Genomic DNA, 17,687 nt, shown 5'->3' with positions numbered 1-17,687 from the left:
GGGCAGGACGCCAGCGAGCGTCCTGGTTCAGCGGTCGGCCATGGCGCCGCTGCCCGCCAGCGCCAGCGGCTTGCCCGCGTACACCCGGCCAAAGCGGTTGTTGACGAACGCATCCAGATCGATGGCTTCCTGCCCGACGAACCCGCGTTGCGGCAAGGCGCCTTGCGCCACAAGATCCAGCGCGGCGCAGATGCCCGCGGCCGTGGATAGCTGGATGGCGCTCAGGCGATGGCCGTCGACTTCCGCGCCGAAGATGCGGATGGGGTAGGACTCTTCTTCCAGGCGCCCATGCCGGTGGCCCGATGCCGAAGCCTGGATCACGATCACGTCCTGCTCGGTCGTGGGAATGGCGGCTTCGAAGATTTCCTTGAGCAGGTCGCGGCGGTCGCGTAGGCGCAGGTCATTGAGCAGCAGTTTCATGATGCTGCAGTGGCCCGGGTAGCGCACCGATTTGTAGTCCACGTTGCGGGCGCGTCCACGCAAGGTGGCGGGCAGGGTGCCCAGGCCGCCCGAGGTATTGAAGGCTTCGTATTCCACGCCATCCAGCGCGAAGGTTTCGTAGCCTTCCAGCGCGGGCACGCTGGTCAGCTGACCGTCGACGATGGCCTCGCAGGGGTTGCAGTACTCGTTGATCAGCCCCTCGGTGCTCCAGGTCAGGTTGTAGCGCAGGCTGTTGGAGGGATAGCGCGGCAGGGCGCCCACGCGCATGCGCAGGTCCAGCAGGGTATCGAAGCGGCGCGCCAGCGCGTTGCCGACCACGCCGATGAAGCCCGGGGCCAGGCCGCATTGCGGCATCAGCACGCTGCGGGCACTTTCCGCCAGCGCCTGGATGGCGTGCGTGCTGGCCACGTCTTCGGTCAGGTCGAAATAGTGCACGCCAGCCTTGGCGCACAGGCCGGCCACGGCGGCGGCGCGGTGAAAGGGCAGCGCGTTGATCACCGCGTAGCGTCCTTCGATGCATTGCGCCACGCTGTCGTCATCGGAAATCTGGCGGGTTCCGCAGCCCAGCTCGGCCACGATGCGCAGGCGCTCGGGATCCTGGTCGGCAACCAGCACCGAATAGCCGCCGCTGCGTTCCAGCATCAGGGCAATGGCGAAACCGATTTTTCCGGCGCCCAGGAGTAGGACGGGCCGGGGAGAGGCGGTGGTCATGGTGCGGCTCCTGCATGGATGGGGGAGAGGGTGAGCTCATCCTATGCGCGGGAGCTGTCGATGTGTAGAGACTAAATAGTCGAATCGGCCATAGGTAACGTCAATTCGACTTAATTAAATATCGAAACGTCAAAAACAAAGCCCTCCGGTTTGGGGCCGAAGGGCTTTGGGGCGCTGCCTGGCCGGGGAGGCCAGGGGGGGATCAGCTGCCCAGGGGCGGGTAGTCCAGGTTGCCGAAGGTGACCAGGCCTTCCGACTTGGCCTGGGCCAGTTCGGTGCGGACCTGGGCGCGGGTCAGCGAGGTCGCTTGTTCAGCGGCGGCGACGGGCGGGTAGTCCAGATTGCCGAAGGTCACTTCGCCGGCGTTCTTGGCTTGTTGCAGTTCAGCTTGCACTTGCTGCGAGGTCAGGGTCGACTTCGGGGCGATGGCGGCGGGGTAGCCTTCTTCGCCGAAGGTGTATTGGCCCGAAATCTTGGCCTGTTGCAGTTCGGCTTGGACTTGAGCGCGGGTCGGGCCCTGATCAGCCTCGGCGGCTTGGGCGCCGGCAGCCAGAACGGACATGGACAGCATCAAAGCGGTAGCAAGGGTTTTCATAGCAGACCTCCAGTGTCTTGAGCTTGGGAGCCGAACCGCCGGCCTGATTGCCTGGGGGTTCGCTTGCTGTGTCCCGATGAGATGCATTCTGGGCGCAAATCATCTCCGGATAAACCCTGATTCCCTGAAAACATCTTTCCAAAAAGAAGACTAATAGGTTTCCATTTCACCAAATAGCACCATGGGTGGTGGAATTTCGATTTGATGACACCATAGGAGGTAGTCCACCCGGGAGGGCGGAGGTCTGGCGGCGGGGGGATTGGGGGCGCAGCCCCGGGGTAGCCCCGGGACCGGCAGGGAGGAGGAAATCAGCGGTTCAGTTCAACCAGCGCGGCGTTGTATTCCGCCTGGGCTTCGTCCAGCTTGCGCTGGGCTTTGTCGATCTTGTCCTGCTTGCCCTTGGCGCGGGCCTGCTTGAGTTCGCTTTCGCGCTCGGCGACCTTGTTTTGCTTCTCGCGCACATCGGCTTCGCGCTGCGATTGCAGGCGGCTGTCGGTGCAGTTCGCTTTGGCTTCGGCCAGCGCTTTGCGCAGCCCGGCTTCGCGGCGGGTATTGTTCTGCGCCTTGGCGGCGGCGATGTCGTTTTCGATTGCGCAGAACTTGGCGGCGCAGCCGCGCTGGGCCGAGCAATTGCTGGCGGCCTGAGCCGGAATGGCCACGAACGCGGCGGCTGCGGCGGCCGTCAAGGCCAGGGATTTGAACAATGAGGGCATGCGTGGTCTCCGGAATGCGTTGCGGAGGCTACATCATGGTCCCAGTCGGCGCCGCGGGCAATGCGCGGCGTCAACGGGGCATCGGCGCGGCCGCTAGCGCGGCGCCGATGCGGCTTTCAGCGGATCAGCGTACCCGCCAGCGCGGCGGCGACCAGCAGGGCGCCCAGCCAGAGGTTGGCGCGGAACAGCATGAAGTTGCGGTCCGGGCGCTGGATGTCGAAGACCTTCAACTGCCACGCCAGGTGCGCGGCCACGGCCACCATGCCGACCTGATAAGCCCACGACAGGCCGATGGCGTAACCGCCCCAGGCCCACAGCACGATGGTGGCCAGATAGAAGCCGCCGATCCACAGCTTGCCCTGGTCGCCAAAGCGCATGGCGGTGGAATGCAGGCCCAGGCTGCGGTCGTCGCGCACGTCCACGTAGGCGTAGATGCTGTCGTAGCCAACCTGCCACAGTACCGCGCCCATCCACATGGCGACGGCGGCCAGCGGCACGTGGTTCTGCGTGTCCGACCAGGCCATCAGCATGCCCCAGTTGAAGCAGATGCCCAGCACCACCTGCGGCCAGTACGTGACGCGCTTGCATAGCGGATAGACGAAGACGAAAGGCAGCACGGCCAGCGCCAGCCAGCGGCTCATTTCGTTCAGGAAGAACAGTAGCGAGCCGCAGACCAGCAACTGCCCGAGCAGGAACCAGACCGCGTTCTTCATCGTCAGCTGGCCGCTGGTCAGGGGCCGGAAGCGCGTGCGCTCGACGTGCTTGTCGAAGTTGCGGTCGCACATGTCGTTGACGGTGCAGCCGATGCCGCGCATCAGCAGCGCGCCCAGCGAGAACACGATCAGCCGTTGCAGGTCTGGCAGGCCGCCCGCAGCCTGGACCAGCGCGGCGATGGCCGGCAGCAGGGTCAGCCAGGTGCCGATGGGGCGGTCCAGGCGGCACAGGCGGGCATAGGGCCGCCAGGACTTGGGCAGCCAGCGTTCGACCCAGTCGGTGAAGACGATGTCGCTGAGGTCGGCGGGGGATTGTTGGGGGGCGCTCACTGTCACGGCGAAACGGAATGGGAAAACCAAGAGCATAAAACAACGGCGGCCGGGCATCGCGCCCGGCCGCCGTTTCGATGCGCCAGAGGCGCTTCGGGGAGGGATCCCTTATTCGGCTTTTAGCAGCTTGCCGAGGATCGCGATGCCGCGGCGGATCTTGTCTTCCGGCACGGTGGCGAAGCTCAGGCGCAGCGTGTTGGTCTTGCCGGCGCCGCAATAGAACGGCGCGCCGGGCACGAACGCCACGTTTTGCGCGATGGCCTTTTCCAGCAGCTTGGTGCTGTCGATGTGCTCGGGCAGCGTCAGCCAGATGAACATGCCGCCTTCCGGCTTGGTCCAGGTGACGGTGTCCGGGAATTCCTGCTTGATGGCTTCCAGCATGCAGCTGCCCTGGGCGCGGTAGATTTCACGCACGTTGGGCAGGTGCTCTTCCAGGAAGCCTTCCTTGACGATCTCGTACACGGCCATCTGGGTCAGCGTGGGCGTGTGCAGGTCGGTGGCCTGCTTGGCTTGCACCAGCTTGTTGATGAGCGGGCGCGCGGCGGCGATGTAGCCCAGGCGCAGGCCGGGGGCCAGCACCTTGGAGAACGTGCCCAGGCGCACGACGTTGGCGCCGTACTCGGCGGCCAGCGCGATCAGGCCCGGCTGCGGTTCGCCCGCGTAGCGCAGTTCGCCGTAGGGATCGTCTTCGACGATGGTCAGGTTCAGTTCCGCGGCGCGCTTGACCAGCGCGATGCGGCGTTCCAGGTTGAGCGTGCGGCCGGTGGGATTCTGGAAGTTGGGCAGGGCGTACAGGAAGCGGGCGCCTTCGGCCAGTTCAGGCGTGATGGCTTCCGGGATCAGGCCGCCTTCGTCGGTGGGCACCGGCACGAAGTTGGGCTGGTACAGGCTGAACGACTGCAGCGCGCCCAGGTAGCTGGGGTCTTCGACCAGCACCTTGCTGTCCTTGTCGATCAGCACCTTGCCCAACAGGTCCAGTGCTTGCTGCGAACCCGACACGATCAGGATCTGGTCGGCGGCGACGCTGGCGCCAGCCTTGTTCAGGTCGTCGGCAACCCATTGGCGCAGCGGCGCAAAGCCTTCCGTGGGGCCGTATTGCAGGGCGGCGCGGCCGTTGGTGGACAGTACCTTGTCGAATGCCGCGCGAACTACCTCTACCGGGAAGCCGCCGGGCGCCGGCAGGCCGCCGGCGAACGAGATGACTTCGGGGCGCTCGGTGACCTTGAGGATCTCGCGGATGGCGGAGCTGGTGAGTTGCTGGGCGCGTTCCGAAAAGGAAAACGCAGGTTCGAGAGGCTTGTCCATGGAGTGCTTCTTGATCAAGAAGGGTAGGAAAATACGGGCGGTTGATCCCTTGGGTGGCCCGGCGGAAAAAACATTCGGCAAAAAACTATTGTCCCACACGGCAGCGGCCCGGCCCCCTTAACGGCGCCAAGCCCTAAAATCACCTGCATCGATAACCGCCTGTACAGTTACATTTGCCATGTTCGAAGCCGCTCCCATCGTCGCCGATTCCAAGGCCGCCCTGTATGCCGGGCTGGTTGCCCAGGCCCGCGCCCTGCTCGAAGGCGAGCATGACCGCATCGCCAATGCCGCCAACCTGAGCGCGCTGGCCTATCAAGCCCTGCCCGAACTGAACTGGGCGGGCTTTTATTTCTACGACGGCACGGAACTGGTGCTGGGCCCCTTCCAGGGCAAGCCGGCCTGCGTGCGCATCCCGCTGAACCGCGGCGTGTGCGGCGCGGCCGCCAGCCAGCGCCAGACCCAGTTGGTGCCCGACGTGCACGCCTTTCCCGGACACATCGCCTGCGATGCGGCCTCGCGTTCCGAGGTCGTGGTGCCGCTGGTGCACCAGGGCCAATTGATCGGCGTATGGGACGTGGACAGCCCGCTGCCGGACCGCTTCGACGAAGACGACCGGCAGGGCATGGAGGCCCTGTGCGCGGTGTTCCTGGCCAGCCTGGGCTAAGGCGCGGCGTTGACAGCGTTGCGGGCTCCCGGTAGATTCCCGCAACTGCGCTTGCAGACCACTGCATCCCATTCATTCATGATTCATCAGGCCAACCAATCCGCTTTCCTGTTCCGCGCCCTGGGCGTGGTGCTGGCTTGCGTCGGCCTGAAATCCAAAAAACAGCCGCTCATCTGACCGGAGCATGCTGTTCCGTCAGATGGGCGACGGAACAGCGGCCTCCTGGCGGCGCTTGGCGCCGTCCGCGCATCCCCCTGGTATCCCGAGCACTTCTGTACGGTCCTTAACCACGGTCCGCTACACCGAAGGAGTGTTCTCATGCAATCTCATCACCAATCTCCGATCCAGGGCGTCTGGGTGCCTCTGGTCACGCCGTTTTCCGGCGGCGCCGTCGACGGTGGGGCCTTGCGCCGGCTGGTGCGCCACTACGCCGCCGCGGGCGTGGACGGCCTGGTCGTGTGCGGCAGCACCGGCGAGGCCGCGTCGCTGGACGACGCCGAGCAATTGGCGGTGCTGGACGCCGTGCTGAACGAGGCGGGCCGGCTGCCCGTCATCATGGGCCTGGCGGGCAACCACCACGGACACGTGATGCAGCGCCTGGCCGCCTTCGGCACGCGCCCGCTGGCCGGCATCCTGGCCCCCGCGCCGTATTACGTGCGCCCCGGCCAGGAAGGCGCCGCCACGTATTTCCGCTGCCTGGCCGATGCCTCGCGCTTTCCCCTGGTGCTCTACGACATTCCCTACCGCACCGGCACGACGCTGGATACAGCGACACTGCTGGCGCTGGCCGCGCACCCGAACATCGCGGCGATCAAGGACTGCGGCGGCTCGCTGGAAAAGACCATCGCGCTGATCGCCGACGGCAACATGCATGTGCTGGCAGGCGAGGACCTGCAGGCGCTGTCCGTGATGAGTATGGGAGGCGCGGGCATGATCGCGGCGGCCGCGCACATCCGCCCGGATCTGTTCGTGGCCATGCACCAGGCGGTGAAGGCGCAGCAGCTGGACCTGGCCAGGAAGCTGTTCCACGCGCTGGTCCCCATCATCCAGCTGACGTTCGCCGAGCCCAATCCCGGCCCCCTGAAGGCGCAACTGGGACGCCAGGGCCTGCTGAGCGAGGAGCTGCGCATGCCCATGCCGGCAGCCACCGCGGGCCTGGCCGCGCGCATGGACGCCGCCGTGGCGGGGCTGAACCGGCAGTATCCCTGCCAGTAGGCCGAACTTGGTGAGCAGTCCGCCAGCTTTGTGGCCTTCGGATTCATTTTGTAATAAATGTCCTACCTGGAAGCTGACGGATTGCTTATCATGCGCCCATTCTCAGGGTGAAACAGAACGTTCATGGCCCAAGCTTTTGTAGCCTTGTCCGCCTGGCAAGTCATGCTGGCGGGCCTGCTGTTCTTCGGCGGCATCTATCTGGTCTTCGGCGCGGCCACCTGGCTGCTGACCCAGCACATCCTGCCCGCGCTGGGCATTGGCCGCCCGCTGGATCCGCGTCCGTTGGCGCCGGGCCAGCTGCGGCGCGAGTTCGCGCAATCGGGCCTGTCCATCCTGCTGTTCGGCACGGGCATGATTTTCCCTTGGGGCCTGTTGCAGCTGGGCTGGGCGCACCTGGATCCGGACGCCAGCTGGCAAAAGATCACGCTCGAGATCCTGGTGCTGGTGGCCTGGAACGACGTGCACTTCTGGATCAATCACCGCCTGCTGCACACCAAGCTGCTGCGCCGCTTCCACCTGCCGCATCACCGCTCGGTCGTGACCACGCCGTTCTCGACCTACAGCTTCCATCCCATCGAAGCGCTGATGCTGGGCAATGTGATCATGCTGCCCATGGCGCTGCACGACTTCAGCTTCTGGTCGCTGGCGTCGGTGCCGCTGTTCAGCCTGTTCTTCAATTGCATCGGCCACGCCAACTACGACTTCTTCCCCAATGTGTCCTACGCGCATTGGTTCGCCGCCAGCCGCCGCCATCATCTGCACCACGCCTGCTACAACGGCAATTACGGCTTTCAGTTCACCTTTATGGACCGCCTGTTCCGCACCCGCCTCAAGGCCGAGGCGGCGCAGTCCCAGCTGAATGCTTTCCGGCAGCGAGAATCGCTTGGCGGGCGCGCTTAAGCGACAGCACAGGCTGCCGTCGCTGCGCAACCGGCGCGACTGGCAAAGCCTGGCCTATCTGGCCGCGTTGCCCGCGCTGGCGGCCTGGCAATGGGTGCACGGATTCTGGTGGCCGCTGTACGGCCTGATGCTGTTCCTGACCCTGGGCGTGGGCGTCATCCACCACAACCACACGCACATCCGCATGTGGCGGGGGCGCTGGACCAATCGCGCCACCGACTTCTGGATCACGCTGCTGCAAGGCCACCCGACCTTCGTGTTCTATCCGGCGCACGTGGCCAATCATCACCGCTACAAGCACGGCGCGCGCGACGTGGCGCGTACCTATCGCTTCGGCGGCGACACCAATCATCTGTGGGGCTACCTGATCCATCCCTTGCAGGCCGGCTGGGTGCTGTATCCCTTGTTCTTCGCCTGGCTGGGCCGCCTGCGCCGGCATTGGCCGGGCGCCTGGCGCTATTGCATGGCGCAGTACGGCGTGTGGCTGGGGTTATGGGGCGGGCTGCTGGCCGTGAATCCCATGAAGGCGCTGGTGTTCGTCATCGTGCCGCAGCTGCACGGCCTGCACTGGCTGCTGGCCACCAACTATCTGCAGCATGCCCATGCCGATGGCGGGCCCCGGTCCGTCGCGGGCCTGAACTATGCGCGCAATTTCGAAGGGCTGGTCAATCCGCTGCTCTTCAACATCGGCCTGCACACCGCGCACCACGAGCATCCGCGGGCGCATTGGTCCGAACTGGTGCGTCTGCACCGCGAGCAATACCGCAGCCGCGTGAATCCGGCCTTGAACGAGTCCGGCCTTACGCCCTACATGTTCCGCGTGTTCGTGCTGGGCGCCGTCATGCCGCGCTTTCGCAGCCGTTCATGCATGGCGCCCGAGCACATCCGCTAGCGCCGCACTCCCTACATCCACCAGAGGCCACTCATGCCCATCGCGTTTCATCGTGTCTACCTGGAAAGCGCCGGCTATTTCATGCCGGGCGAACCCGTGTCCAACGATGCCATGGACAGCTACATCGCGCCGCTGAACCGCATGTCCAGCCGCATCAAGAGCCGCATCCTGGCCGAGAACGGCATCAAGCAGCGCTACTACGCGATCGACCCGGAAGGCGCCACGGTGTTCTCCAACGCGCAGTTGGCGGCCAACGCCATCCGCGATTGCCTGCGGCGCAACGACAGCGACCTGTCCGCCGTGTCGCTGCTGGCCAGCGGCTCGTCGGGCGGGGACGCGTTGATGCCGGGCTTCTCCAACATGATCCAGGGCGAGCTGGCCGCGCATCCGATGGAAACCCTGTCGGTGCACGGCATCTGCGCCGCAGGCGTATCGGCCATCCAGACGGCCGCGCAGGGCGTGGAACTGGGCGGACATGCCAGCGCCCTGGCCGTGGCCAGCGAGCTGCCGTCGCGGCTGTTCAAGCGCTCGCGCTTTGCGGCGCGCGGCTACGACGCCGACTTCGACGCGCATTTCCTGCGCTGGATGCTGTCGGACGGCGCGGGGGCGGTGCTGCTGGGCAACAGCGGACGGCCCCTGCCGGGCGCCTCGCAAGGTGTGCGCCTGCGCCTGAAGTGGGTGCACCAGCGCTCGTTCTCGGGCGACTATCCGGTCTGCATGCAGCTGGGCCTGTCGGCCGACCGCTCCAAGGGGCATCTGGACTATCCCTCGTGGAACGAGGCCGAGGCCGACGGCGCGCTGTCCTTGCGCCAGGATATCCGCCTGTTGCCGCACCTGTTCGACATCGGCATCCATGAGTACGCCAAGCTGGTGCGCGACGGCTGGCTGGACCCGGACCAGGTCGACCACTTCCTGTGCCACTACTCGTCGGAGAAGTTCATTCCGGTGGTGGAAGACCTGATGGAGAAGGCTGGCCTGGTGATCCCGCGCGAACGCTGGTTCAGCAATCTGGCGTGGCGCGGCAACACCGGCGCGGCGTCCATCCTGATCATGCTGGCCGAGTTCCTGGAAACACGCGAAGTGAAGCCGGGCGAGCAGATCTTTTGCTACATCCCGGAATCGGGCCGCTTCATGGCCGCCTACATGCTGCTGGAGGCCGAAGCCGTGCACGCGCCGCAGATCGCCGTGGGCGCATCTGCCGCCGCCGCGCCGCGCGAGGATGCCAACAGCGATGACGCCGCCGCGATCGCGCCGCCGCACGATCCCGACATGGCGCCCCAGGGCCTGGGCCAGCTGTTGACCGAACTGGCCGCGATCTGGCACGACTACCGCTCGCGCGTGTGGCGCACGCCCGTGGTGCGGCGCCTGCGCAATCGCCAATTCCAGACGGCCGACTACCTGAACTGGATGGAGAACTGGATTCCTCAGGTGCGCGAGGGCAGCAAGTGGATGCGCGAAGGCGCGGCCTCGCTGACGGAGCAATACGCGCCGCTCGCGGCGCTGATCGACACGCATGCGGGCGAAGAGCAGAACGACTTCCAGATCCTGTTCCAGGACTATCGCACCGCGGGCGGCGCGGTCGCCGACATCGACGCCCTGCGCCGCAATCCCGGCGGCGAAGCGCTCAACGCCTATCTGCACGGCCTGGCCGCCACGCGCGACCCCATCGGCCTGCTGGGCGCCATCTACATCATCGAAGGCACGGGCCAGCGCATCGTGCCGGCGCTGCTGCCGCTGCTCAAGGCCAGCCTGACGCTGCCGCCGGACGCTTTCCGCTTCCTGGAATACCACGGCCATAACGACGAGCATCACCTGGCGCGCTGGCTGTCGGCGGTGGAGCTGGCGCTGGACTGCGACGAGGATGGCCGCGCCGAGCAGCGCATCGTCGACACGGCGCGCCGCACGGCCGCGCTGTACCTGATGCAGTTCCACCACGTGATGGAAGGCGACGCGTGATGAGCAAAGAACCCGAATTCCTTGCCAAGCCGCACGATCCCGCCGATCCCAGCCCCTGGCTGGCGCTCTACCTGGACCGCAGCACGCCCTTGCCCGACAAGGTGAAGAAGGCCTGGCTGACGGATTCCAGTTGCGCCTCGCGCCAGTACCTGCTGCCTTTCCTGCGGCCGCTGGCGCGCGCCTTCATCATCCTGATCCAGGTCATCAAGACCTTCCTGCCGCGCCGCTGGTCGCATTCGAAGCTGCTGCACCGCATTCTGGCCTGGGGCCTGAAGCGCTTCGTGTCGCCCGAGGCCAATTGGCTGATCCTGCGCCACTTCCACCTGGGCGCGCAGATCCTGTCCTTCATCGCCGCCAACTCGCCGGTGCGCATTACCACCACGCCGCTGGAGCCGCGCAACATCGATGACCTGAAGGACGAACTGTTCGTCAAACACGACCTGAACCTGTTCAACTTCGTCATCCGTTTGAACCAGGCGTTGCGTGATGCGGGCGTGGAGATGCATGCGCCGCAGCGGGTCGATTTCTCGATGATCCGCGATCCGGACCTGCTGCTTGCAGACATGCCGCAGGGCAAGCTGAACTTCCTGGACCTGCAAAGCGCCATCGAACTGTTCACGCCGTTGTACCAGCTGATGCTGACCGACAACGACTTCTGGCGCGCGGCCAATTCGCTGCAGCTGGACGAGACCATCGGCATCTATGCGGCCAAGCTGCTGGGCGCGCCGCAGCACCTGATCCTGGTCAACAACAACCATCCGCTGGTGCCGATGTCGACCCTGCGCGCGGGCTACCGGCTGGTGCTGCATGGGCTGTCCACCGAGATGCTGCACAGCCTGCTGATGGAAATGAAAGAGGCGCAGCAAGGCGGCGAGGCGCCCGCGCCGATCGCCTGAAGCTTCAGCGCTTTTCCGCGTACACGCCGAAGCGCTGCAGCTGCGCTTCGCTGTTGGCGATTTCGCGCAGGCTTTCCTCGCCGCTGTGCGCCACCAGCAGGGCGGCCAGCGTCTGCGCGATGGATAGCGCAGGCACCACCGACGGAAACAGCGAAGGCGTATCGTTGGCCACCAGCAGCAACGCCTTTGCACCCGGGGCGATGGGTGATACCGCGCTGTCGGTGACCGCAATGACGCCGGCGCCGCGCTCGCGGGCGAATTCGACCGCCGTGACCGCCGCCTGCGCATAGGGCGCCTGGCTGAAGGCGACCAACGCGTCGTCTGGCCCGATGCGCCGCAACTCGTCGGCCAAGGTGCCGCCCACGCTGCTGAGCAGCGTCACCTTGTCCAGGAACATGCCGCAGGCATAGCTGAAGTGATAGGCCGCCGGATACAGGCTGCGCAGGCCGATGACATAGATGCGGCGCGCGTCGGCCAACAGGCCATGCGCGGCCTTCAGCGCGGGCAGGGCGGCGGGACCGAGGCTGCTGCCCAGGTTGCGCACTTCGGCGTCGAGGATGTCGGCGACCAGCCCGGCGTCGGCGTCGTGCTGAGGACGCTTGCGCAGCGCGGTGGCGCGGCCCGCGAAGCTGGACCCGCCTTCGGCCAGCCAGTCGCGGTAGGGCTGGCGGAACGCCTCGTAGGTGTCAAAGCCCAGTTGGCGCGCCAGGCGCAGCATGACGCCGGCCTGCACGCCGGCATGGCCTGCCGCGGCGCGCATCGACTCCAGGGCGATGTCCTTGGGATGATCGATCGCATAGCGGGCTGCCTGCCGCAGCTTGGGCGGCAGGGCGGAAAACTGGGCTTCGATCAGTTTGTCGATGGCGGCTTTATCCATCTGCGCTCCGGGTAAGGTGCCGCGTATTATGGCGTATCGTCCGCCAGCGCCAGGTCGATGGCGCGGGCCAGCGCGTCCGCCACGAAGGCCAGTTCGTCGGCCGTGCTGAGGTAGGGCGGCGCCAGCAGCACGTGGTCGCCGTGCTTGCCGTCTATGGTTCCACCCCCCGGGTAGCACAGCAGGCCCAGTTCGCGCGCCTGCGTTTTGATGCGCGCATGCAAGCGGCGCTGCGGCGCGAATGCGCGCAGGCTGCCGGGGTCCTCGGCCAGCTCCACGCTCCAGAACATGCCCCTGCCGCGGATGTCGGCGACGTGCGGATGCTTTGCCAGCCGCGCCGCCAGCATGGCGCCGAACTGCGCGCCCATGTCCGCCACGCGCGCCACCAGCTTGTCGCGCAGCACGATGCGCTGCACCGCCAGCGCCGCCGCGCAGGCCACCGGATGGCCGACATAGGTGTAGCCATGCTGGAACGCGCCCGAGCCCGCATTGATGGCGCCGATGACACGGTCGTGCGCCAGCACCGCGCCGATAGGCAGATAGCCCCCGCCCAAGCCCTTGGCCAGCGTCAGCAGGTCCGGCACCACGCCTTCCTGTTCGAAGGCGTGATAGCTGCCGGTGCGTCCCAGGCCGCACATGACCTCGTCCAGGATCAGCAGCACGCCGTGGCGGTCGCACACCTGGCGGATCTTGCGGAAGTAGCCCGGCACGGGCGCGACCGTGCCCGCAGTGGCGCCGACCACGGTTTCAGCGATGAAGGCGGACACGGTGCCCGGGCCCAGGCGCTGGATCTCGGCGTCCAGTTCCGCCGCCAGGCGGTCGGTGTATTGCTCGTCCGTTTCGCCGGCCTCGCGGTAGTGCAGGGCAAAGCAGGGCGAGACGTGATGGCTTTCGATCAGCACGGGCTGGTACAGCGCGCGGCGGCCGGCGTTGCCGCCCACCGACAAGGCCGCCAGCGTGTTGCCGTGATAGCTCTGGCGCCGCGCGATGTAGCGGTAGCGCTCTGGCTCGCCGCGCTCCACGTGATACTGGCGCGCCATCTTCAGGGCGGTCTCCACCGCTTCCGAACCGCCCGAAACGAAGTAGGCGTTGCCCAGGCCCGCCGGACTGTTGGCCGCCAGCAGTTCGGCCAGCTCTTCGGCGGCCGGCGTGGTGAAGAAGCTGGTGTGCGCGTATTCCAACGCGTCCAGCTGCGCGACGGCCCCGGCGCGCACTTCGGGGTGCGCATGTCCCAGGCACGAGACCGCCGCGCCGCCCGAGGCGTCGAAGTAGCGCCGGCCTTCCTGGTCGACGATGAAGCAGCCTTCGCCCTTGATGGCGACGGGCAGGGGGCTGGAGTTGCGATGGATGATGCGGCTCATGGTGTGGGGCGGCGGTTCGCGGTCTGGTTTATAAAATAAAACACATGGTATATTTATTGTAAAAATAAACCAAACGGTTTTATCGTCGCGTTGGCCGTTGCGTCATCATTCGCTCAAGGGGGCGTCATGAAGTTTTCCCATCTGTTGCGTGGTTGGACCTGCGGGATTGCGGCGGCTGCCGCGTTGGGCGCGGCCGGGCAGGCCAGCGCCGCCTGGCCGGAGCAGCCGCTGCGGCTGGTGGTGCCATTCGCCGCCGGCGGCACCACCGATCTGCTGGGCCGCCTGATGGCCGAAGGCCTGGGCGCCGAACTCGGCCAGTCCGTGGTGGTGGTCAACAAGGCTGGCGCGGGCGGCAGCCTGGGCGCGTCCGAGGTGGCCCACGCGCAGCCGGACGGCTACACCCTGCTGCTGGGCACGCCCGGCACGCAGATCATCAACGCCTACGTCTACAAGAAGATCGGCTACGACCCGGCCAAGGACTTCGCGCCGGTCGCCTATGTGGCGCAGGTGCCCAACGTGGTGCTGACGCATCCCGGTTCCGGCCTGAAGACCATGGACGACCTGCTGCGCACCGCGCGCGCCGAGCCCGGACGCCTGAACTGGGGTTCGCCCGGCGTGGGCAGCTCGGGCCATCTGGCGCTGGAGATGATCAAGCGCATGGGCAAGGTGGACATCCGCCACGTGCCGTACAAGGGTGCCAGCCAGGCCAACAATGACCTGCTGGGCGGTCAGATCGACCTGTCGGCCGACAACCTGCCCACCGCCTTGCCGCTGATCAAGGCAGGCAAGCTGGTGGCGCTGGGCGTGACCTCGGCCCAGCCGGTGGCCGCCGCGCCGGGCGTGGCCGCCATCGCGCAGTCCGTGCCAGGCTTCGAACTGACCTCCTGGTTCGTGGTGATGGCGCCCGCCGGCACGCCACAGCCGGTTATCGACAAACTCAACGCCGCCGCCCAACGGGTGCTGGATGCGCCCGCCACGCGCGAACGCTTGGCCGCCTTGGCCGCGCAGCCCATCGGCGGCACGCCGCAAGCCTTGGCGCAGCATCTGCAGGCGGAGCGCGAGAAGTACCGCGTCCTGATCGAAGGCACCGACATCCGTCCGGAATAAACGGGGAAGCGCATGGGCAAGGGCATGAAGAAAAGGCTGGCGGTGGCGCGCTTCTGGTACGAAGGCAACGCCTTCTGCCCGGTGCCCTGCACCATGGCGGATTTCGAACGGCGCGAGTGGCGCAAGGGCGGCGACGCCTTGGCCGCCGCCGCGGGCACGGCCACCGAACTGGGCGAAGTGGCCGAGTTCGCCCGCGCGCATCCGGACTGGGAGGTCGTGGCCTTGCGCTGCGCGTCCGCCTTGCCTGGCGGGCCGATAGAGGACGCCGTGCACCGCGCCTTTACCGAAGAGGTGCTGGCCGGGCTGGCCGCGGACGAGGCCGGCTGGGATGCCGTCTACCTGTCGTTGCATGGCGCCGCCATCACCGACCTGCGGCAGACGCCCGATCTGGATTTCGTGCGGGCCGTGCGGGCCTTGCTGCCCGACGTGCCGCTGGGCGCGAGCTTCGACCTGCATGCCAACCTGGCCCCTGAGCTGGGCGGCTTGCTGGATTGCGCCAGCGGCTACAAGACCTATCCCCACATCGACATGCGGGAAGCAGCGCAGCGCGTGCTCGACATGCTGTTGCGCACGCAGGCCGGCACGCTGTCGCCGTGGGTGCTGGTGGCCAAGCCGGATCTGCTGTTGTCCAGCTTCAACATGCGCACCGATGCCGGGCCCATGCGCGAATTGCAGGATCTCGCCGCGGCGCAGTTGGGCGAAGGCGTGGCCGAAGTCTCGGTGTTCGGCGGCTTTCCGTATGCGGATACCGCCGATACCGGCGCATCGGTGCTGGTGGTGGCCGACATGGCCCGCGATGCCGCGGGCGCGCGGGCGCAGGCCGTGGCCGAAACCATGAAGGCGGCGATGCGGCGCCTGGAGCCTGCGTTTGCGGTCACCTTGCCGACGCCGCAAGAGGGCCTGACGCAAGCCGTGCAAGCGGCGCGCGCGGGCGGCCTGGTGGCCGTCACCGATCCGGGCGACAACCCGTTATCGGGCGGCGTGTGCGACACGCCGGCGCTGTTCCGCGCCTTGCTGGATGCGCGTGTCGATGTGCCGTGCGTGTTCGCCAGCTTCGCGGACCCGGACGCGGTCAGGCGCGCCTATGAGGCGGGTTTGGGCGGCGATTGCGAACTGGCCCTGGGCGGCCGCGTGAGCCGCGACTTCGGTGCGCCAGTGCTTGCTGCGTTCCGCGTCGAACGCTACACCGATGGCGAGTTCAGCAACACCGGCCCGATGGAAACGGGCGTGCGCACGAGCTGCGGACGCACCGCGCTGCTGTCGCTGCGCGACCAGCCCAATGTGCGGGTCATCATCACCGAACTAGTGGCGCCGGCCAACGATCCGGGCTTTTTCACCTTGCATGGCATCGACCTCGATCAGGTGCGGCTGCTGTGCGTGAAGGCCAAGAACCACTTCCGCGCGGCCTTCCTGCCGCTGTGCGCCGCGATCATCGACGTCGACGCGCCCGGACCGGCAGCGCTGGACCTGCGGCTGCTGCCGTTCCGGCATGCGCGCAGGGCGCATTGACCGGGGCGCAAGACCTGCGGAAATAGCGGCGCGGACCCGCGCGCCTTGGTGTTGACCCTGCGTTACACGGCAAGGGCCTTGCGCTATATTGCGACCCTTGCCCCGCAGGCCCGCCGGGCGGCGTCCGCGCTGTCGAATCCCTATTCCGGAAGTCGTTTACATGCCCCAGACACTTGAAGTCATCGCCACCCTTCTGTTCGCCGTGGCGGTTCTTCATACCTTCTCGGTTCCCTTCTTCGCGCGGCTCGCGCATCGTGGCGGACCGCATGCGGGCATCTGGCATCTGTTCTCCGAGGTCGAGGCCGTGTTCGGCGTCTGGGCCTTCGTGCTGATCGTGGCGATGGCCGCGCTGGCCGGCCCGTCGCATGCCATCGAATACATGGACACGCGCAACTTCACCGAGCCGCTCTTCGTCTTCGTGATCATGGTGGTGGCCGCCAGCCGGCCCATACTGGAACTGGTCGGCATGCTGGTGCGGCTGGTGGCCCGCGTGCTGCCGCTGCCGCGCGAATTGGCCACCTTCTTCGTCGTGATGTCGCTGGTGCCGCTGGGCGGCTCCTTCATCACCGAACCCGCCGCGATGACGCTGGCCGCCATCCTGCTGCGCGACGCCTACTTCCGCAGCAGCGGGCGCGCGGGCTTCAAATACCTGACGCTCGGCGTGTTGTTCGTCAACGTCTCCATCGGCGGCGTGCTGACCTCCTACGCCGCGCCGCCGGTGCTGATGGTCGCCTCCACCTTTGGCTGGGACTCGACCTTCATGGTGCAGCACTTCGGCTGGCGCGCCGCGATCGCGGTCTGCCTGAACGCGGCCCTCTTGACCTTCATCTGCCGCAAGGCGCTGCTGGAGCGCTCGGTGGGCACGGGCGGCGGCGTGGACGCGCCCGAAGGCGGCGATGCGCGCGGGCCGGTGCCGCTGGTGGTCATGCTGGTGCACCTGGTGTTCCTGGTCGCCGTGGTGCTCAGCGCGCATCATCCGGCCATCTTCCTGGGCCTGTTGATGATGTTCATCGGCTTCGCCGAAGCCTACAAGCGCCACCAGAGCCGCCTGATGATCAAGGAAGGCCTGATGGTCGGCTTCTTCCTGGCCGGGCTGGTGGTGCTGGGCGGCCTGCAGAAGTGGTGGCTGCAGGACCTGCTGGGCGGGCTCGAACCCTTCGTGCTGTTCTGGGGCGCGACCGCGCTCACCGCCATCACCGACAACGCCGCGCTGACCTACCTGGGATCGCTGGTCGAAGGCACCAACGAGGCCTGGCGCTACATGCTGGTGGCCGGGGCTGTCACGGGCGGGGGGCTGACGGTGATCGCCAATGCGCCCAATCCGGCCGGCTTCGCCATCCTGAAGAACCACTTCCCGGACGGCAGCATTTCGTCGGGGCGGCTGTTCCTGTCCGCCCTGGCGCCGACCCTGGTGGCGGCGGTCATGTTCCTGCTTCCCGTATAGGGCTGCGGGGCCGGCGGAGCCGCTGGCGGCGCCCCTGAGGCGCCGCCCAAGGCGGGCCGCC

16 protein-coding genes are annotated in these 17,687 nt (G+C 66.9%); 9 read left to right on the top strand and 7 right to left on the bottom strand.

All coding sequences use genetic code 11. From position 1 onward, the window contains the following. Positions 1–27 precede the first annotated feature (27 nt). The 5 genes from BRO63_RS31210 to BRO63_RS31190 all read right to left on the bottom strand — a co-directional run bounded on the left by BRO63_RS31210 (position 28) and on the right by BRO63_RS31190 (position 4,808). Positions 28–1,152 carry a saccharopine dehydrogenase family protein gene (locus BRO63_RS31210; protein ID WP_088143441.1) on the bottom strand — a complete coding sequence of 375 codons (1,125 nt, stop codon included), beginning with the start codon at positions 1,150–1,152 and terminating at the stop codon, positions 28–30. Between the two features lie 202 nt (positions 1,153–1,354). Next, positions 1,355–1,747 (bottom strand): DUF4148 domain-containing protein, encoded by a 393-nt coding sequence (locus BRO63_RS31205; RefSeq protein ID WP_088143440.1) that lies wholly within the window; start codon positions 1,745–1,747, stop codon positions 1,355–1,357. Between the two features lie 308 nt (positions 1,748–2,055). Further along, positions 2,056–2,460, bottom strand: a complete 405-nt coding sequence (locus BRO63_RS31200) for a DUF1090 domain-containing protein (protein WP_088143439.1) — start codon at positions 2,458–2,460, stop codon at positions 2,056–2,058. 116 nt (positions 2,461–2,576) lie between these two features. Further along, positions 2,577–3,503 carry a 4-hydroxybenzoate octaprenyltransferase gene (ubiA, locus tag BRO63_RS31195; protein WP_088143487.1) on the bottom strand — a complete coding sequence of 309 codons (927 nt, stop codon included), beginning with the start codon at positions 3,501–3,503 and terminating at the stop codon, positions 2,577–2,579. A gap of 108 nt (positions 3,504–3,611) precedes the next feature. Continuing rightward, positions 3,612–4,808 (bottom strand): aminotransferase-like domain-containing protein, encoded by a 1,197-nt coding sequence (locus BRO63_RS31190; RefSeq protein WP_088143486.1) that lies wholly within the window; start codon positions 4,806–4,808, stop codon positions 3,612–3,614. Between the two features lie 178 nt (positions 4,809–4,986). On the opposite strand from BRO63_RS31190, the gene BRO63_RS31185 reads away from it, so the two are divergent. From BRO63_RS31185 to BRO63_RS31160, 6 genes are all read left to right on the top strand, one after another. Then, positions 4,987–5,472, top strand: coding sequence for a GAF domain-containing protein (locus BRO63_RS31185; protein WP_088143438.1), 486 nt, complete (start codon positions 4,987–4,989; stop codon positions 5,470–5,472). Between the two features lie 318 nt (positions 5,473–5,790). Then, the gene (gene dapA, locus BRO63_RS31180; protein WP_088143437.1) at positions 5,791–6,687 is read left to right on the top strand and encodes a 4-hydroxy-tetrahydrodipicolinate synthase; all 897 of its coding nucleotides are present in this window, start codon (positions 5,791–5,793) and stop codon (positions 6,685–6,687) included. A 123-nt stretch (positions 6,688–6,810) separates the two neighbouring features. Next, positions 6,811–7,587, top strand: a complete 777-nt coding sequence (locus BRO63_RS31175) for a sterol desaturase family protein (RefSeq protein ID WP_088143436.1) — start codon at positions 6,811–6,813, stop codon at positions 7,585–7,587. Continuing rightward, positions 7,547–8,479, top strand: coding sequence for a fatty acid desaturase (locus BRO63_RS31170; protein WP_256943441.1), 933 nt, complete (start codon positions 7,547–7,549; stop codon positions 8,477–8,479). Before BRO63_RS31175 ends, BRO63_RS31170 begins: the two co-directional genes overlap by 41 nt. A 33-nt stretch (positions 8,480–8,512) precedes the next feature. Then, positions 8,513–10,435, top strand: a complete 1,923-nt coding sequence (locus BRO63_RS31165; RefSeq protein WP_088143434.1) for a StlD/DarB family beta-ketosynthase — start codon at positions 8,513–8,515, stop codon at positions 10,433–10,435. Continuing rightward, positions 10,435–11,331, top strand: coding sequence for a DUF6999 family protein (locus tag BRO63_RS31160; protein ID WP_088143433.1), 897 nt, complete (start codon positions 10,435–10,437; stop codon positions 11,329–11,331). The genes BRO63_RS31165 and BRO63_RS31160 overlap by 1 nt, the downstream gene beginning before the upstream one ends. 4 nt (positions 11,332–11,335) lie before the next feature. Here BRO63_RS31160 and BRO63_RS31155 read toward each other — a convergent pair whose 3' ends face one another. Further along, positions 11,336–12,208 carry a MurR/RpiR family transcriptional regulator gene (locus BRO63_RS31155; RefSeq protein WP_088143432.1) on the bottom strand — a complete coding sequence of 291 codons (873 nt, stop codon included), beginning with the start codon at positions 12,206–12,208 and terminating at the stop codon, positions 11,336–11,338. Positions 12,209–12,234: 26 nt separating this feature from the next. Next, on the bottom strand, positions 12,235–13,566 hold the full coding sequence (locus BRO63_RS31150) for an aspartate aminotransferase family protein (protein ID WP_088143431.1): 1,332 nt from the start codon (positions 13,564–13,566) through the stop codon (positions 12,235–12,237). A 126-nt stretch (positions 13,567–13,692) separates the two neighbouring features. Between BRO63_RS31150 and BRO63_RS31145 the strand changes: the two genes are divergently transcribed. From BRO63_RS31145 to BRO63_RS31135, 3 genes are all read left to right on the top strand, one after another. Beyond that, positions 13,693–14,673, top strand: coding sequence for a Bug family tripartite tricarboxylate transporter substrate binding protein (locus tag BRO63_RS31145; protein WP_088143430.1), 981 nt, complete (start codon positions 13,693–13,695; stop codon positions 14,671–14,673). Between the two features lie 24 nt (positions 14,674–14,697). Further along, positions 14,698–16,182, top strand: a complete 1,485-nt coding sequence (locus BRO63_RS31140) for a M81 family metallopeptidase (protein WP_256943440.1) — start codon at positions 14,698–14,700, stop codon at positions 16,180–16,182. A 160-nt stretch (positions 16,183–16,342) separates the two neighbouring features. Further along, positions 16,343–17,626, top strand: a complete 1,284-nt coding sequence (locus BRO63_RS31135) for a putative Na+/H+ antiporter (protein ID WP_088143428.1) — start codon at positions 16,343–16,345, stop codon at positions 17,624–17,626. Positions 17,627–17,687: the final 61 nt, after the last annotated feature.

Origin of the sequence: Achromobacter xylosoxidans (assembly GCF_002192695.1) — a bacterium.
Classification (GTDB): Bacteria; Pseudomonadota; Gammaproteobacteria; order Burkholderiales; family Burkholderiaceae_B; genus Achromobacter; species Achromobacter xylosoxidans_C.
This window is presented reverse-complemented; position numbering and strand designations above follow the sequence as displayed.

Excerpts from the sequence above, each read along its gene's own strand:
- BRO63_RS31145 (WP_088143430.1), top strand. The coding sequence starts at position 13,693 with ATGAAGTTTTCCCATCTGTTGCGTGGTTGGACCTGCGGGATTGCGGCG.
- BRO63_RS31175 (WP_088143436.1), top strand. The coding sequence starts at position 6,811 with ATGGCCCAAGCTTTTGTAGCCTTGTCCGCCTGGCAAGTCATGCTGGCG.
- BRO63_RS31140 (WP_256943440.1), top strand. The coding sequence starts at position 14,698 with ATGAAGAAAAGGCTGGCGGTGGCGCGCTTCTGGTACGAAGGCAACGCC.
- BRO63_RS31205 (WP_088143440.1), bottom strand. The coding sequence starts at position 1,747 with ATGAAAACCCTTGCTACCGCTTTGATGCTGTCCATGTCCGTTCTGGCT.
- BRO63_RS31135 (WP_088143428.1), top strand. The coding sequence starts at position 16,343 with ATGCCCCAGACACTTGAAGTCATCGCCACCCTTCTGTTCGCCGTGGCG.
- BRO63_RS31210 (WP_088143441.1), bottom strand. The coding sequence starts at position 1,152 with ATGACCACCGCCTCTCCCCGGCCCGTCCTACTCCTGGGCGCCGGAAAA.
- BRO63_RS31155 (WP_088143432.1), bottom strand. The coding sequence starts at position 12,208 with ATGGATAAAGCCGCCATCGACAAACTGATCGAAGCCCAGTTTTCCGCC.
- BRO63_RS31185 (WP_088143438.1), top strand. The coding sequence starts at position 4,987 with ATGTTCGAAGCCGCTCCCATCGTCGCCGATTCCAAGGCCGCCCTGTAT.
- BRO63_RS31165 (WP_088143434.1), top strand. The coding sequence starts at position 8,513 with ATGCCCATCGCGTTTCATCGTGTCTACCTGGAAAGCGCCGGCTATTTC.
- BRO63_RS31160 (WP_088143433.1), top strand. The coding sequence starts at position 10,435 with ATGAGCAAAGAACCCGAATTCCTTGCCAAGCCGCACGATCCCGCCGAT.
- BRO63_RS31190 (WP_088143486.1), bottom strand. The coding sequence starts at position 4,808 with ATGGACAAGCCTCTCGAACCTGCGTTTTCCTTTTCGGAACGCGCCCAG.
- BRO63_RS31170 (WP_256943441.1), top strand. The coding sequence starts at position 7,547 with ATGCTTTCCGGCAGCGAGAATCGCTTGGCGGGCGCGCTTAAGCGACAG.
- BRO63_RS31150 (WP_088143431.1), bottom strand. The coding sequence starts at position 13,566 with ATGAGCCGCATCATCCATCGCAACTCCAGCCCCCTGCCCGTCGCCATC.
- dapA (WP_088143437.1), top strand. The coding sequence starts at position 5,791 with ATGCAATCTCATCACCAATCTCCGATCCAGGGCGTCTGGGTGCCTCTG.
- BRO63_RS31200 (WP_088143439.1), bottom strand. The coding sequence starts at position 2,460 with ATGCCCTCATTGTTCAAATCCCTGGCCTTGACGGCCGCCGCAGCCGCC.